This is a genomic window from Chryseobacterium sp. SC28, from assembly GCF_003932955.1.
Taxonomy (GTDB): Bacteria; Bacteroidota; Bacteroidia; order Flavobacteriales; family Weeksellaceae; genus Epilithonimonas.
Map to the genome: position 1 here is coordinate 265,306 of NZ_QOVY01000001.1, position 16,100 is coordinate 281,405.

17 protein-coding genes and 2 tRNA genes are annotated in these 16,100 nt (G+C 41.9%); 14 read left to right on the forward strand and 5 right to left on the reverse strand.

The genetic code is table 11. The annotated features are described in order from the left end of the window. Positions 1-43 precede the first annotated feature (43 nt). Positions 44-454, reverse strand: a complete 411-nt coding sequence (locus tag DTW91_RS01230; protein WP_125201598.1) for an OsmC family protein — start codon at positions 452-454, stop codon at positions 44-46. 124 nt (positions 455-578) lie between these two features. Between DTW91_RS01230 and DTW91_RS01235 the strand changes: the two genes are divergently transcribed. Together DTW91_RS01235 and DTW91_RS01240 are read left to right on the forward strand one after the other, a co-directional pair. Continuing rightward, on the forward strand, positions 579-2,711 hold the full coding sequence (locus tag DTW91_RS01235) for a S46 family peptidase (RefSeq protein WP_125201599.1): 2,133 nt from the start codon (positions 579-581) through the stop codon (positions 2,709-2,711). Positions 2,712-2,826: 115 nt separating this feature from the next. Beyond that, positions 2,827-3,306, forward strand: coding sequence for a GyrI-like domain-containing protein (locus tag DTW91_RS01240; RefSeq protein WP_125201600.1), 480 nt, complete (start codon positions 2,827-2,829; stop codon positions 3,304-3,306). A 12-nt stretch (positions 3,307-3,318) separates the two neighbouring features. Here DTW91_RS01240 and bcp read toward each other — a convergent pair whose 3' ends face one another. Continuing rightward, positions 3,319-3,765 (reverse strand): thioredoxin-dependent thiol peroxidase, encoded by a 447-nt coding sequence (bcp, locus tag DTW91_RS01245; RefSeq protein ID WP_125201601.1) that lies wholly within the window; start codon positions 3,763-3,765, stop codon positions 3,319-3,321. A gap of 35 nt (positions 3,766-3,800) precedes the next feature. On the opposite strand from bcp, the gene nth reads away from it, so the two are divergent. Further along, positions 3,801-4,421: an endonuclease III gene (nth, locus tag DTW91_RS01250; protein WP_125201602.1), complete on the forward strand. Its 621-nt coding sequence runs from the start codon at positions 3,801-3,803 to the stop codon at positions 4,419-4,421. On the opposite strand, the gene DTW91_RS01255 is transcribed toward nth, so the two are convergent. Continuing rightward, positions 4,422-6,173, reverse strand: coding sequence for a DUF885 domain-containing protein (locus tag DTW91_RS01255; RefSeq protein WP_228412606.1), 1,752 nt, complete (start codon positions 6,171-6,173; stop codon positions 4,422-4,424). 272 nt (positions 6,174-6,445) lie between these two features. On the opposite strand from DTW91_RS01255, the gene DTW91_RS01260 reads away from it, so the two are divergent. The 11 genes from DTW91_RS01260 to DTW91_RS01310 all read left to right on the forward strand — a co-directional run bounded on the left by DTW91_RS01260 (position 6,446) and on the right by DTW91_RS01310 (position 14,624). Further along, the gene (locus DTW91_RS01260; RefSeq protein WP_125201604.1) at positions 6,446-6,904 is read left to right on the forward strand and encodes a hypothetical protein; all 459 of its coding nucleotides are present in this window, start codon (positions 6,446-6,448) and stop codon (positions 6,902-6,904) included. Positions 6,905-6,979: 75 nt separating this feature from the next. Next, on the forward strand, positions 6,980-7,906 hold the full coding sequence (locus DTW91_RS01265; RefSeq protein WP_228412607.1) for a ferric siderophore ABC transporter substrate-binding protein: 927 nt from the start codon (positions 6,980-6,982) through the stop codon (positions 7,904-7,906). Positions 7,907-8,003: 97 nt separating this feature from the next. Continuing rightward, on the forward strand, positions 8,004-8,645 hold the full coding sequence (locus DTW91_RS01270) for a MotA/TolQ/ExbB proton channel family protein (protein WP_185144714.1): 642 nt from the start codon (positions 8,004-8,006) through the stop codon (positions 8,643-8,645). A 55-nt stretch (positions 8,646-8,700) separates the two neighbouring features. Next, on the forward strand, positions 8,701-9,351 hold the full coding sequence (locus DTW91_RS01275) for a hypothetical protein (protein WP_125201606.1): 651 nt from the start codon (positions 8,701-8,703) through the stop codon (positions 9,349-9,351). Positions 9,352-9,394: 43 nt separating this feature from the next. Further along, positions 9,395-10,639, forward strand: coding sequence for a bifunctional folylpolyglutamate synthase/dihydrofolate synthase (locus DTW91_RS01280; protein WP_125201607.1), 1,245 nt, complete (start codon positions 9,395-9,397; stop codon positions 10,637-10,639). Positions 10,640-10,677: 38 nt separating this feature from the next. Next, a tRNA-Val gene (locus DTW91_RS01285) sits at positions 10,678-10,755 on the forward strand. Positions 10,756-10,787: 32 nt separating this feature from the next. Next, positions 10,788-10,862, forward strand: a tRNA-Val gene (locus DTW91_RS01290). Between the two features lie 241 nt (positions 10,863-11,103). After that, entirely contained in the window at positions 11,104-11,781 is a 678-nt protein-coding gene (locus tag DTW91_RS01295; RefSeq protein ID WP_125201664.1) for a carbonic anhydrase, read from the forward strand. Between the two features lie 9 nt (positions 11,782-11,790). After that, complete coding sequence (locus DTW91_RS01300; protein ID WP_125201608.1) at positions 11,791-12,084, forward strand: hypothetical protein; 294 nt, start codon at positions 11,791-11,793, stop codon at positions 12,082-12,084. 131 nt (positions 12,085-12,215) lie between these two features. Further along, positions 12,216-13,811, forward strand: coding sequence for a SulP family inorganic anion transporter (locus DTW91_RS01305; RefSeq protein ID WP_125201609.1), 1,596 nt, complete (start codon positions 12,216-12,218; stop codon positions 13,809-13,811). A gap of 177 nt (positions 13,812-13,988) precedes the next feature. Further along, positions 13,989-14,624, forward strand: a complete 636-nt coding sequence (locus DTW91_RS01310; RefSeq protein ID WP_125201610.1) for a carbonic anhydrase family protein — start codon at positions 13,989-13,991, stop codon at positions 14,622-14,624. A 58-nt stretch (positions 14,625-14,682) separates the two neighbouring features. Here the strand turns inward: DTW91_RS01310 and pth are convergent, their stop codons facing one another. Both pth and DTW91_RS01320 read right to left on the reverse strand, forming a co-directional pair. After that, entirely contained in the window at positions 14,683-15,246 is a 564-nt protein-coding gene (pth, locus tag DTW91_RS01315; protein ID WP_125201611.1) for an aminoacyl-tRNA hydrolase, read from the reverse strand. A gap of 12 nt (positions 15,247-15,258) precedes the next feature. Continuing rightward, positions 15,259-16,074, reverse strand: coding sequence for a hypothetical protein (locus DTW91_RS01320; protein WP_125201612.1), 816 nt, complete (start codon positions 16,072-16,074; stop codon positions 15,259-15,261). Between the last annotated feature and the right edge of the window lie 26 nt (positions 16,075-16,100).

The window sequence follows — 16,100 nt, forward strand, 5'->3', positions numbered from 1 at the left end:
GTTTTTATATTTCTGATTTAAATCTAAAATATTATTGTCCCGGCTAAGACAAAGTTGCTGTTAAAGTTTTTTCGAAACTGAAAGCCACGCTTACCGGGCATTTTTCTTTTGCCTCATTTGCGATTTTCTGGAAATCCGCTTCAGAAATTCCGGGCACTTTTGCGCTTAATGTCAGTTCTGATAATGAGATTTTTCCATCGGTTAGGCTTATTTTGCAATCGGTTTCCAAACTTTCCGGCGTGTAGCCTGCTTCCGATAGCAGAGAAGAAGTCATCATCGTGAAACAGCCGGCGTGTGCAGCGGCCAAGAGTTCTTCAGGATTGGTTCCGACGCCTTCTTCAAATCGGCTTTTGAATGAATATTGAGTTTGATTAAGTGTGGTGCTCTGCGTTGTCAGCACGCCGCTTCCTTCTTTTATTGTGCCTTTCCAGACTGCTTTTGCACTTCTTTTCATAATTTTTATTTTAAGTAAATGGATTTGTCGTTGATCTTTGGGTGGACTTGCCTAATTTCTTATCCAAATTCATACCAACAGATTTAAAATAATGTTTAAATTAGCTTCATTAAAATAATTCACTATGAAAAAAATATTTTTGGCACTCACATTTTTATTGAGCTTTGCCCAAATGAGAGCGGATGAAGGAATGTGGCTTCTGATGCTCATCAAACGTCTCAACGGTGTCGATATGCAAAAACAAGGTTTGCACCTCACACCGGAAGAAATCTACTCTGTCAACAACTCCAGTTTGAAAGACGCCATCGTCAGTTTTGGAGGTTTTTGCACCGGCGAGCTGGTTTCCGGTCAAGGTTTGATTTTTACCAATCACCACTGCGGCTACGACGCCCTTGCGGCAGCCTCTACACCCGAAAAAGATTACTTGAAAAATGGCTTTTGGGCTATGAAACCAAAGGAAGAATTCCATGCAAAAGGACTATACATCCGGTTTCTGGTGAGAATGGACGACGTCTCTGCAAGAATCAATGCAAAACTGAACAACAATATGACGGCGGCAGACCGAAAAGCGGTCATTGATGCCGAATACAAAGCCATCCAAACAGAAAATTCCGAGAACGGAAAATATACCGTGGTCGTAAAAGATTTCTTCAACGGAAATGAGTTCTATTATTTTGTTTATCAAGACTATAAAGATATTCGCTTGGTTGGTGCTCCGCCTTCTTCTTTAGGAAAATTTGGCGGCGATACCGACAATTGGGAATGGCCAAGACACACGGCAGATTTTACGGTTTTCCGCGCGTACGCCGATGCCAATGGCAATCCGGCGGAATATTCGGAGACCAACGTTCCTCTTAAACCGAAACATTTCTTACCAGTTTCCCTTAGAGGCTACAAGCCGGGAGATTTCACGATGATTCTCGGATATCCCGGGCGAACCAACCGATACTTGACTTCCTACGGCATCGAGCAGATGGTGGACAAAGATTATCCGGCGTGGGTGGAAGCTTCCAAAGCAGCAATGGATGTCATGAAAAAGTATATGGATCAAGACAAATCTACGCAGCTGGACTATGCATCGCAGTATGCCAGCGTGGCGAATTATTGGAAAAACAGACAAGGAACCATAGACGCTGTGAAGAAAAACGGAACCATTGCCGAGAAACAAAAAATAGAACAAATCTATACGCAATGGGCTGCGCAATCTCCAAATGAGCAAACCTATTTTAGCGTGCTACCTGAAATCAAAGCTTATTATGAGCAAATATCGGATAGAAATGTCGAGCGAAATTATGCTTCGATTTTGCAAAGAAATGCGCATTATATCGGCAACACTTTTCAATTGGGAAATCTTTTCAAAACTTATGCCGACCAAGATGCTGCAGGAAAAACTGCGATGAAACCGAAAGTCCTCGAGGCCGTAGAAAAAGCTTACGACGGCTTCCACGACAATGTAGAGGGCGATATGCTGGTAGCGCTGACCTCGCTTTACAAAGCTCGGGTTCCCAAGGATGTTGCATCGCTCACCATTGCGGCAGCAGATGTAAACAGTCTTTCAACTATGGCTTACGAATCTATTTTTGCCAATAAAAAGTCTGCTCTGGCTTTTGTAGAAAACCCCGATCGTCTGAAAATTGATGCCGACAAACTAAGACAATTCGTAAACGGCATTGTCGAAGATCAAAAATTGAGCATTGAAAAATATGCGAAGGTGGAGGATAATTTTGCCAAAAACAGCCGACTTTTCTTGGACGGCCTCCGAAAAGCACAGCCCGAAAAAGTATTCTACCCCGATGCGAACTCGACGATGCGATTGACTTATGGAACCGTTCAAACCCTCCCAATCAGATCGGACCGAAACTACGAAGGCATCAAAGAAAATTATTATACCGATATGAACGGAATGGTTGCCAAATACAAAAAAGGCGATGAGGAATTTGACCTTCCGAAAAAAGTTTTAGATATGGCCAAGAAAAAAGATTACGGGCAATATGCAGACAAACAGGGATATATGCCGATTAATTTCTTGTCCAACAATGATATCACAGGAGGTAACTCGGGCTCGCCGATCATCGATGGAAACGGCCACTTGCTGGGTCTTGCCTTCGACGGCAATAGCGAGGCCTTGAGCGGCGACATCGTTTTCGAACCCAATTTGCAGAGAACCATCAACGTGGATGTGCGATATGTCCTTTGGGTAATCGACAGATACGCCGGTGCTACCAGACTCATCAGCGAGCTGACTTTGGTGAAATAACATTTATGTTACTATATCATATCTAAGCCACCTTTTTTGGTGGCTTTTTGTTCAATATTAAGAATGGGAAACATCAGATTTTGGATGTGCGTTCCAACTAAAATAAGAATCTCTTATGAAAATCGAAATGCCTTTACCTTACCGCATCGAAGTTATCGAATCCAAAAAATTGGCGGGTTTTAGTCTCAAAACATCTTTCCAAGAAGACAAAACGCCAATTGTGTGGAAGAAATTGATGATGAGAAGAAATGAAATAACCAATCGAATCTCTGACCAATTATTTTCACTCCAGATATATCCTGAGAATTTTACGCCCGATCAATCCTTTTTAAAATATGCACTGGCGGAAGTTTCCGATTTTGACCATATTCCAAATGATTTTGAGTCATTTAGATTAAATGGCGGAAAATATCTTGTTTTTGAGTACATAGGAAAAGCAGAAAAGGGATCGGAAATTTTCGGATCTATCTTCCAAAACTTTATTCCTGAAAATAATTTCTTGATTGACGACAGACCGCATTTTGAAATTTTTAGGGAGGATTATAATCCAAACAATGATTCTGCAGAAGAAGAAATCTGGATTCCTATTAAATGAATCTTTAATGGATCATTCCAAAATCTGTGCAGCGTGGTCTTTCGTTTTTACTTTATCAATAATTTTTGTGCAAATTCCGTTTTCATCAAATACAAAAGTCGTTCGCACGATTCCCATAAACTCTTTTCCCATAAACTTCTTGCGCTGCCATACTCCAAATTTATCGATGATGTCGCGGTTTTCGTCCGCAATAACGTCAAACGGCAAGTCATTTTTATCGCTGAAATTCTTCTGACGTGTCACAGAATCTGCACTCACGCCAAGCAACTGATAGCCTTTCTGCTTCAACATCGCATAATTGTCTCTCAGGTTACAGGCTTCCGCCGTACAGCCCGGCGTGCTGGCTTTGGGATAAAAGAAAACCACCAGTTTTTTTCCTTTTAGTTTTTGAGAATCTACGGGTTCTCCGTTTTGATTGGTTCCGATAAACTCGGGTAAAGAATCACCAAGCTTCAACATAATTTCTATTTTTGTACCACAAAGTTAGCATCAAAATGACGAAAAAGCAAAGGGCAAAGACAGTTCAGCAAGAATTAGAAAAATTATATCCCGAAGTTCCCATTCCGCTGGATCACAAGGACGCTTATACTTTGATGGTTGCCGTTGCACTTTCTGCGCAGACGACGGATAAAAAAGTGAACCAAATCACGCCCCGACTATTTGCTGTTGCCGACACGCCCGAGAAGATGGCAAAACTAAGTGTCGAGGAAATCCAAGAATTGATCAAAGAAATCGGACTTTCAAATTCCAAAGCAAAAAACCTGAAAAAGATGGCGGAAGTCTTGGTAGAAAAGCATAATTCCGTTGTTCCGCAAACTTTTGAAGAACTGGAGGCGCTAGCCGGTGTGGGTCACAAGACGGCTTCGGTGGTGATGAGCCAAGCGTTCGGATTTCCCACTTTTCCGGTGGACACCCATATCCACCGACTGATGAAGCAATGGAAACTGAGTTCGGGCAAAAACGTGGCAGAAACGGAGCGCGACGCAAAACGCCTTTGGCACGAAAGCGTTTGGAATAAGTTGCATCTGCAAATCATCTATTACGGCCGCGAATATTCGCCGGCAAGAGGAAGTCGGGAGAAAGATTTTTTGACCAGGATGCTTTTTGAGAAGTAATTATTTTCTTTCCTTTGCCCAAAGGTTCATCTTGCGTTCCAAGACTTGAAGTGGCAGGCAGCCTTGGCTGAGAACCTCATCGTGGAAATCTGCAATATTGAATTTGTTTCCCAGTTCTTTTTTATACTTTTCCCTCAACTCCCGGATTTTCATAGCGCCTATTTTATAGCTCAAGGCTTGGCCGGGCAGCGCCATATAACGCTCTACTTCTGCTGTTGCGCTGGCTTCGTCGTAAGCAACATTGCTCAGGAAATACTTGATGGCTTCTTCGCGCGACATTTGTCCCGTGTGGATGCCAGTATCGACTACCAGGCGGACTGCCCGCAACATTTCGTCGCTCAAAGCGCCCATTTTTTGATAAGGATCTGTGTACAGCCCCAGCTCGGGTCCGAGCGATTCGCAGTACAACGCCCAACCTTCGCCATAAGCGCCAATCCAGCCAAATCTCATAAACTTGGGCAACTTCAGATTTTCCTGTTGCAGAGAGATTTGATAATGATGTCCAGGGATGGCTTCGTGGAGGAAAAGCGATTCCATACCCGAGGTTACGTTGAATTTTTTGGGAACAGGAATCGGAGTATAAAAAATTCCGGGGCGCTCTCCGTCCGGGCTCCCTTGGATATATTCGGCACTGGCGGTGGCTTCGCGGTATTTTTCCGTCTGACGGATTTCGAACGGTGTTTTGGGAGTGACATTGAACAAATTTTTCAGTTTCGGTGTGATCTTGTCCAAGATGGATTGGAAGCCGGCCAAAACTTCTTTCGTCGTCTTGTAAGGCATCGCTTTAGGATCGTTTTTTATGAAATCGAAGAATTCCGTCAGCGAGCCTTTGAACCCAATCTGAGTCATCACCATTTCCATTTCCTTGCGAATTCTGGCCACTTCTGCAAGACCTATTTGGTGAATCTCATCCGGTGTTTTATCGGTCGTCGTCCAGCTTTTTACGTAATAATTGTAGGCGTTTGCGCCTTTGGGCAATGCGTTGTAGCCATCTGTGGATCGGGCTTTTGGCAAATATTCATTCTCGAGAAATTCGGCCATTTTGAGATAAGCGGGGATTAGTTTATTTTGGATGGCATCCCGGTAAAGCCCCGCATATTTCTCCGTTGTTTCTGGTGCGAAATTTTTTGGCAGGTTTCTGATCGGGCCATAGAAGATGTTTTTTTCCATCTTGGTGGTCGTAATTTCTTCCGCCTTCATCTGGGAAATCATTTTTAAAACTAAAGCTCTGGGTAGCACCACCTTGTGCTCTATGCCGGCTCGGAAGTTTTCGATGGCAGAATCCATCCAGACCGGGAAAAGCTCTATTCTTTTCAGCCAATTGTCGTAATCTTTTTCGGTTTTGAAGGGCTGAATGCCGCTTCCGCTTCCCAACATTGGGAAATCCAATGGCAAGCCGCTAAACTGTGTGAAAGGGATGTACTCCGGATGGTGGGCGTAGCGCTCCTGTTTGTCGATCAGTGTGTATTCCAAAACATCGAAAACCACTTTCTGGTCATTATTAAGACGATGGTAGTCCACGATCTTTAACTGATTAAGAACTGAATTATAAAACGCAATTTCTTTTTTGATGAACTCCGGACTGATGTTGTTGGGGAGCTGATCGTTGTATCTTTCATCACCTTGCGAAGTGGCTTCTAAAGGATAAAGCTTGAGATATTCTTCATAATATTGTGCCGCGATCGTATCAAGGTCGGCCGAGCCGAAACCCGTGTTTCCTACGAATGGCGAATCGGTTTTTTTACAGGACATCACAAAAAGTAACAAAATAAAAATAAAGTAGTGACCGCAGGATTTCATTTTAAATTTTTAAGCTTTGTAAAGATAATATTTTAATGAATATAAAAAATGCAAGCCTTCTTTTTTCAGGACTTAAACTTTCAAATTAATACAATATCAAGCTTTTATGAAATAGAATGAATATTAAGAAATTTTTTTAACAAAAATTTTTCACATTAATTCAATTTTTTATCTTTGTTCAACACTTTTAGCAAAAACATATCATAATTTATTATCCTTGAATAATGAAAGGAATATTGAAGATCTATCATCCGGAGGAAACTATGAAGTATTTCATCAAAAGTACTTATTGCAAGGCGGTTTACATTAATGCACAGAATTTTCTGGAAGTAGAGATTATCACAGATGACTCTTTGGATCACGTGGACGACGACTCTTTACAATACAATTTCCCACAACTATCATTAGACATCATCGATTTTCCGGTAGCCACGTCCGAATTAAGCGGGCAAACTTTTTTAGTTGAGGATACGGAGGAAGACGTCTATACAGAAGTGGATCTTTTCGATGACGAAGAAGCTTTTCTATTTGATAATGAACTGAAATTCGACACCAACGAAAGCGGCGACCTTCAGCTTTATTGGACGGGCAACATTACCGACTTCTACACCGGTGCCAAAGATCCGATTCCCTTCAAGCTGAAATGCCACTTCCGCCCAGACGAGATAGAAATTGACGACTAATTTTTCCCGAAAGTAATATTTTATGTTAACCAATCGTTATAAAGCTAAAGTTTATAACGCAAACGAGTTTTTCCTATGTATCAGGATTTGGATGATATTATTTTCGAAGACCGGCATAAGGCTTACGGCGCATACGCTTTTCGCAAACATTATAATTTTACGCTAACCAAGGCTTTGGTGGTCGGCATTTTCATCTTTTCAGTCTTGTTTTTTCTTCCGGCCTCATTCATCAAATCGAAAAAAATAACTGCCGTAGAAAGCGAAAGCATCATCCCTATGGAACTCACGGAGATGCGCATCAACTATGGAGATAACCGAAATGGCAAAGGATTGGACGAACCCAAAAAACAAGAAGGCAGTCCTGCTCCTGCAGTAGAAAAAGAAACAAAAGAAATTGAACCCGAAGTTGCCAAAACATCGAAAGAAAAAACCGACAAAGAAATTCCTGAAAATACCGTCCCTATCCCAACAAGGACGAAAACCCCAGCAGTAGCAGGCAAAAAAAGCATCGAGAAAAGCAATTCGCCCGCTGCAGCTAATTCTACCAAAAACATAACCGGCAAAACCAACGCCAAAGGCGACATCAAAAAAGAGAATGCCAGCGGAGACGGGCGCGGAAATGCCGCTATCGGAAACCTTCTGAAAGGACGAGGAACGAAAACCGGCACACAAGGAAACGGAACAGGAGCGGGAAACTACGGCGATCCGCTCGGCGGCGATGGCGACGGAACCAGCCTGATTGGCGTGGACAGAAAATTGATTGGTTTCATCCCCGGTACGATGGGCAGAGGCGGTACACAGCCGAAGCACGACTGCACTGCCAGCGGAAGCATCAGCATTGCCTACACGGTGGACAAATCCGGCAAAGTAACTTCTGCCAAGCGCCTCGCAGGCACGGCGGATCCTTGTATTATGAACACTGCAATAGCTTGGGTAAAGCAATACGTAAAAGCAGAAACCGCCTCTGTGTCGTCCAAGGGAACCTACAAGATTGTCTTTTAAAATTGAATTAGTTTTTGTTCAATTTTTAATTAATCCTTTCTGATTTATCCCTCAGTTATTCATAAATTTGACCTAGTAAAAATATAACATGCAAACTATGGCAGATATCGATATTTCTATTTGGGAATTCCTTTTTGGTGGAGGTTTGCTGAGCGTTGTCGTCATCGCGATTCTTCTATTTTGCGGAATTGCCGCCATCGTTTTTTTCGCGCAGAAATTGTACCAGCTCAACCGCGAAAACGAGGTTGATCCTTATTTGCTAAAAAACGTGAATGATCTCTTGAATGACGGCAGAATCCAGTCCGCGGTAGATTTTTGCAGGAGAGACAACTCCCCCGAGTCGAGATGCGTGGAAAAAGGGCTCTCACGACTTGGAAGGCCTGTGGGCGAAATTGCCAACGCGATGGAAACTCAGGCTCAAATAGAACTGCAAAAAGCCGAAAAAAATATCGGCTTCTTGGCAACCCTTTCCGGCGCAGCGCCAATGCTCGGTCTGCTGGCCGGTGTTTTGATTTTAGTATTTACTTTTGTGGAATTGTCTAAAACCGGAACCGTAATCTCGCAGAATCTCTTGGCTGCAGAATTTATCAAAGCGCTGGCTCCCACGGTTGTTGGATTGGTTGTCGGGCTTTTATCTTATATTTTTCATAATATTTTGGTTGCAAAAGTGGATTATTTATTGATGAAAATTCAGTTTCATACCAATGAGTTTTTGGACATCATCAACAAGCCGGCTTAAGTAAGAAATTGGCTTTTAGAAGTCAGACTGATAATCATTTTAGATACTTTTATAAATGAAATTCCGAAGGAAAACCAAAAAATTATCAGGATTGCCGGCTGCATTTTATGTGGTGGCGCTTATGTTTTTTATACTGTTGTTTTCCTTCAATTCGCTTTATTACAAAACGCCTGAAAAACCAAAACCAGTCGTTATTACAGCTCCAAAACCGGCAACAGAACCTACAAAAGACTCGGTCCTACAACCGGAAATCTATGTTCCGGATGTTGAAGTTTTACCATCAGATACCGTTCCCTTAGCCCAAGAAATTGTGCCGGTAAAAGAAGAAAAGAAAACCGTTGCTAAAGCCGAAAGCGCTGCCGCTGAAAACAACAAAACAAGCACGAAAGACGATAAAAATATAGCTTCGACGACAGATTCTAAGGGCGAGAAAATTACCAAAATTGGAAAAGACAGAATGCTCACCAATTTCATCCCCGGAACAATGGGTAAAGCGGGAAAATTGCCGGCTCACAATTGTAAAACCAAAGGCCAGTTGGTAATGTTCATTACCATCGACAAGGCGGGAAACGTGACAAGTGCGGGCCGGAGCAGCGGCATTAAAGATCCTTGCAATATCACGGCTGCTGTGATTTGGCTGAAAAAATACGTGAAAGCCAAGAAGTCCCAAAATGTTTCTCAGGGAACTTATACGATTGTTTTTTAGCGTTTTTTGATTCTTAAAATTATATATAATTCTTTTTCGTATTATGACCTCACAAGATTATAACGAAGCGGTCGAATGGCTTTTTGCGCAAGCTCCCAATTATCAAAGAGATGGTTCTTCAGCCTACAAACCTGGACTTGAAAACATCAAAAAACTTTGTGACTTTTTCGGAAATCCTCAGGAAAAAATAAAAACGATTCATATTGGCGGGACCAACGGAAAAGGTTCTACGAGCAATATGCTGGCATCGATACTTCAGGATTGCGGTTATAAAATCGGGCTTTATAATTCGCCACATTTGATAGATTTTACGGAGCGGATAAAAATAAATGGTGAGAATTGTGACCAAGAATTTGTTTATAATTTTATCTTGAAACTGCAGGAATTACCGAGCGAAATTCAGCCTTCCTTTTTTGAATTCACCACCATAATGGCTTTCGAATATTTTTACCAAAAAAAAGTTGACTTTGCCATTATCGAAGTTGGCTTGGGAGGGAGACTGGACTCTACAAATATTATCAAACCTTTGGTTTCTGCTATTACTAATGTTCAATTGGATCATCAGGATCTTTTGGGCGAAACGATTGAGGAAATCGCTGCGGAAAAAGCGGGAATCATCAAAGATTATATTCCTGTAATTTCCGGTGATGAAAAAGATTCTGTGAAAGAAATTATCATCAAAAAAGCCACTGAATTGAACTCCAAATTCATCGATGCAACGCTGATTAACAGTTCTTTGGAGTCTGATCTCAAAGGAAAATATCAAAAAAAGAATATCCGTGTGGTATTGGCTTTGGTGGATGAACTGAGAAAGCAAGGTCTGAAAATTACCGACGAAAATGTACCCATTGGTCTTTTAAATGTTTACAAAAACACCCACTTCCTCGGCCGCTGGTTTGAGTTTTCGCAAAACCCCCTGACCATCTGCGATACCGGCCACAATAAAGATGGCTTGGAAGAAGTTTTCAATCAATTAAATGACTATCCACAGCACAAGCACATTGTTTTGGGCTTCGTAAATGATAAAAAAATAGATGAAGTTTTGGACATTCTGCCGAAGAATGCCGATTATTATTTCGTAAAACCTTCGGTGAACCGTGGCAGGCATCCGGAAACATACCAGCATTTGCTGATCAGGACCGGTCTTTCTTATCAGATTTTTGAAAATGTGCAAGATGGTTATCTTTCTGCGAAAAGCGAATGTCAATCGAATGATATGATTTTCGTGGGTGGCAGCAACTTTGTGGTGGGCGAATTTTTGGAAAAAAATTTGCGGCATTATTTATAATGTGTATATTTGCACCACTCAAAACGGAAAGCCGTTGCGGGCTCTTAGCTCAGTTGGTTCAGAGCATCTGGTTTACACCCAGAGGGTCGGGGGTTCGAATCCCTCAGGGCCCACCAAAAGGATACTGAAGCCTTTTCTAAAAATTTCAGGGCTCTTAGCTCAGTTGGTTCAGAGCATCTGGTTTACACCCAGAGGGTCGGGGGTTCGAATCCCTCAGGGCCCACAAATCTCTCACGGCTGAGGGATTTTTTTATATCCAATCTTTATCGTAATGAAAGATTCCTGTTATTTCCTTACCTATATCTATCTTCTGTTAATAAATTTACGGCAATATTAAACTTTGTTAAAACTTGCCATTTTAAAATTTTTATAACATATTTTTGTACGATTATTGATTTAGTCTATCAATTCTTGGAGATACTTTTGGTTAATCTGATAATTGCAACAACTGTAAATTTATTATGATGGCAAAAACGTACAACGATATTTTCGAGAACAACAAAAAATGGATCGAAAGCAAACTGGCAGGCGATCCCGAATATTTTCACAATTTGGCTAAAACGCAAAATCCGGATTATCTCTACATTGGATGCTCGGACAGCAGGGTTACAGCAGAAGAACTGATGGGCGCACAGCCGGGCGATGTGTTTGTACACAGAAATATTGCCAATGTGGTCAACACTTTGGATATGAGTTCTACGGCCGTCATCCAATATGCAGTTGAGCATCTGAAAGTGAAGCACATCATCGTCTGCGGTCATTACAACTGTGGCGGCGTCAAAGCAGCGATGACGCCTCAAGATCTTGGGCTTCTGAATCCGTGGTTGAGAACGATTCGAGACGTGTATCGGCTGCATCAGCAAGAACTAGACGCGCTGGACGGCGATCAAAAATACGACCGACTTGTGGAGCTGAATGTGCAGGAGCAATGCATCAACGTTGTCAAAATGGCCTGTGTGCAGGAACGTTATATTCTGGAGGAGTATCCCATTGTTCATGGTTGGGTTTTCGATCTTAGAACAGGCAAGATTATCGATTTGGAAATCGACTTTGAAAAGATATTGAAAAACATCCAGAAAATCTACGACCTCACAGATTCCGACTGGGTAATGAGAAAAAAGAATAACAAAAATCTGATATAAGATTGCTAGATGAAGTACTGGAGTATCATTACTTTAACGATTTTTATCAACTTTACGGCGCTCCCCGGGATTGCTGCAATCTTTGGTTGGGAGCTGCCGAGAACCAATGTTATTATCAACGAGGAAGAAAACCACGCCAATTCTTTTGTTCTTTACGAAAAAAGCATTCCGAAAACCTTAGATATCAACGACTTTCTGAAATTCCTTGAATCAATTCCTCAGAAGGCGGCTACGCCGAGGTGGAAAATCCATATTTATTTTCCTCCTTGCCTTAATATTTTTTCTCCACCGCCGGAGGCTTAGTTCACCATTTGTTTTTCCTATAAAATATTATTTCTGTTTGTTTTTTAAACGAACAGCATTCTTGTATTAAGTCTCACAAAAAAATTTATAGAAGAATTGGTCACCGTATCAATGACTTCTGCTATATCGTTATGCAAAAATCAAAATCTTTAATTGGAGGGATCAAAGAGAATTTCCCCTCTGGTCTTGTCGTTTTTCTTGTGGCTTTGCCTCTTTGTTTGGGGATCGCCTTAGCCTCCGGAGCACCGCCCTTGTCCGGCATCATTTCGGGTATTGTTGGGGGTATTGTTATTGGGCTTATCAGCAACTCCAACATTTCCGTTTCCGGTCCCGCTGCGGGCTTAACAGCGATTGTTTTTGATGCCATTACAGATCTTGGCGCATTCAACCTTTTTCTTTGTGCAGGGATTGTGGCCGGTATTATTCAATTGATTCTGGGATTTATCCGAGCCGGCAGCATCTCGAATTACTTTCCTAATAACGTAATAGAAGGAATGCTCGCCGGTATCGGAATCATTATTATTCTGAAACAGATTCCGCACGCCTTGGGATTTGATAAGGATTATGAAGGACACGAATCTATTTTTGACAAAGGCCTTAATTTTGGCTATTTCTTGGAATTATTTGCTGCTATCCATCCCGGAGCCATCGTAGTGACGATTGTCTCTGTGGGCATTCTTTTAGCCTGGGATCACATTCCTGTTCTTAAGAAACTGAAACTTTTGCCCGGCGCATTGGTAGCTGTAATTGCGGGAATTCTCATCAATGAATTCTTTAAAATGACAGATAGCCCGTTGGCTATTTCCGGAGATCACTTGGTTGTATTGCCCACTCCTTCGTCCTTAGAAGACTTCAAAAACCTGATTACCTTTCCCGACTTCAGCGGATTTACAAATCCGAAAGTTTGGATTGCCGGTGCTACTATTGCAATCGTGGCGTCTATCGAGACCTTGCTTTGCATAGAAGCATCCGACAGACTGGATGTTCGAAGGCGCATCACCGATACCAATCTGGAACTTAAGGCCCAAGGCATTGGAAACCTCGTCAGTTCCTTGATAGGAGGATTGCCAATGACCTCTGTGGTGGTGAGGAGTTCTGCTAATGCCAATGCCGGCGCGACCTCCAAGTTATCGACCATTATCCACGGCGTTTTGCTGCTGATCTGTGTCTTATCGATTCCCACGATATTGAACCTCATTCCTTTGGCTACTTTGGCTGCGGTTTTAATATTAATAGGCTACAAACTGGCAAAACCGGCGACTTTCAAGCATTTCTGGAGAAATGGGAAATATCAGTTTATTCCTTTTCTGGCAACCGTTCTCGCAGTCGTCTTTACAGATTTGCTGAAGGGCGTTGGTATCGGGCTGTTGATTTCCGTTTTCTATATTTTACAGGGAAATATGAAACGTGCTTACTATCTGAGCCGAAAAACCCTGGACGAAGCGGACGAGATTACCATCAAATTAGCGGAAGAAGTCTCCTTTCTGAATAAAGCCGCCATCAAGAAAACTTTGAAAAACATAAAACCCGGCTCCAAGGTCATTATTGATGCAAGGACAACCTCCTACATTACCACCGATGTTTTGGAGATGATTCAGGAATTTGCCAATATACGGGCAAAAGAAGAAGACATAGACGTGGAATTAATTGGCTTCAAGACGTCCTACAGAGACTACGCAAGTGATCAAGATTCGCACGTGGTCGTCACTCACAGAAGGGCAATGTAAAATGCGCGAAAGCACAAAAACTCACAAAAGAAAAATCAAAATTTCTGGAAGAGAAAAAGATAACTTCTAATTCATTTCTTTTAAGAATTTTTGAGCAGTTTAATGGGAAAGACCTATTGTACTTTTTGCGGTTTAAATAATTAATCATCAACACTTTATCAAAATTAAAAAATATATATGAAAGCACATACTTTCGAAACACAAGCGACAATCACGCCTGAGAAGGCATTAGAAATATTAAAAGAAGGAAACGGGAGATTCGTCAACAATCTGAAGGCGAACCGAGACCTGCTGGCACAAGTCAATGACACCCGGGAAGGCCAATGGCCGTTTGCAGTCATTTTGAGCTGCATAGACAGCCGAACTTCTGCAGAATTGATATTCGATCAAGGTTTGGGAGATATTTTCAGCGTAAGGATCGCCGGTAATTTTGTAAATCAGGATATTCTTGGATCTATGGAGTTTGGGTGTAACGTGGCAGGATCCAAACTGGTTGTCGTTCTGGGTCACACCAAATGTGGCGCTTTGAAAGGTGGATTAGATGCAGAGCAAATTGAACCTATGGGAATGGAAAACCTCAACCATTTGATTGGCCATTTCGATCCCCTCATCAAAGGCATTATCCAAGATGGTGAAGAGCGTTCTTCAAAAAACGAAGATCTTCTGGAAAGGCTGAATCAGCAAAATGTAAAACACACCATCGAGGAGATTCGCAATAATAGCACTACGCTCAAAAACCTTGAAGACGAAGGAAAAATCAAGATTGTTGGCGCCAATTATGATGTGGAAACCGGCGTGGTGACTTGGATATAAACATTTTCTTGTTCATATAAAGTTAGGTTAGCGAGCTGGGTATTTTTATCCGGCTTGCTTATTTCCCGTTAAAAGCTGTCATCGTATTTTGGGCGCCTGCAAAGACGAAAGACAATGCCGCTTCGGCAAATTTTTCGATGCGTTCCGGAAGTTTCTCTTTTTCGCCGACGCTCCACTGTCCCAGAACGTAATTTATTTGCTCGCCTTCTTTGAATTCGGCAGCAATCCCAAACCGAAGTCTTGCATAGAGATTGGTATTCAAGATGGTTTCAATGTTTTTGAGTCCGTTGTGGCCGCCGTGACTGCCTTTCATTTTCAGCCGCAAAGTGCCAAAAGGCAAGGCTAAATCATCGGTAATGATTAGAATATTTTCTAACGGAATATTCTCCTTCTGCATCCAAAATCGGACGGCATTTCCAGAAAGATTAACGTAGGTATCCGGCTTCAGGACAAAGACTTTTCGGCCTTTGTATTTACCTTCGGCAAGAAGCCCAAAGTTGGCTGATTTGAAAGGCGCTTCCAGCTTTTCAGCTATTTTGTCGGCTATTTTGAAACCGATGTTGTGCCGGGTTTCGGCATATTCTTCTCCTTTATTCCCTATGCCGACAATAAGATATTTCATTTCACAAAAAATTTAATATTGGAAAGAAATATATTGGTCTCCCACAGTGCTCCCGGTAAGATAATTATCGCTGTCATAGGTTTGTACAAAAGTAGTGACCCGGGGCGGAGCGGCTGACTTGGAAACTGTGATTTTCTCAGCATTATTAGCCGAAAGAATATTGCCATTTTCGGGCGCCAGACCTATCAAACAAAGATTATATGCCGGAGGAAGCAATTTGTAGGGCGACTTTTTCGTATCATAACCGAAGGAAACCGTCTCCGTCTCGGAACTCATTTCCAAATCTCCTGTTACCGCATTATAAACGCCGTTTTTGGTCACAGACTGCGTCATATTTTCTCCCTGAAATACAAAAGTGGTTTCATAATAAGATTTTACGGGCGTGGCACCCACCGATTCCTGGATAGCAACGATTTTCGATAGTTTGCCTGCCACAAAACTGTACGTCGCAGTTATTTTCCCTATGCCCGTCACGTTGGTAATTACCTTAGAAAGATTGGCTCCCGCATATTCGAAGTCCGATGTTTGGTTAGGACTGAATATTTTTGAAATCTGGTCGCTGCCGGTGTAAGAAATGCTGTGAACAGCGCCTGAATTATCTTTGAAAGACAACAATTTCGCGCCTGAATATGCAAAGCTGATATTTTGATCTTCAAATTGACCGGCATCGTTCCTCAAGTGGGATGTCATTTGTTTCAACTGCTTGGCCGCCGCAATATTTGTCGGAATATAATGAACACCTATCAGATAATCACCATTCAGATCTTGATTCGGATCACAGGATGCAACTACAATTAGGGTAGATAAACAATATAATAGATTTTTCATTTGATTTTTTATGCTTGCAAAGTTAA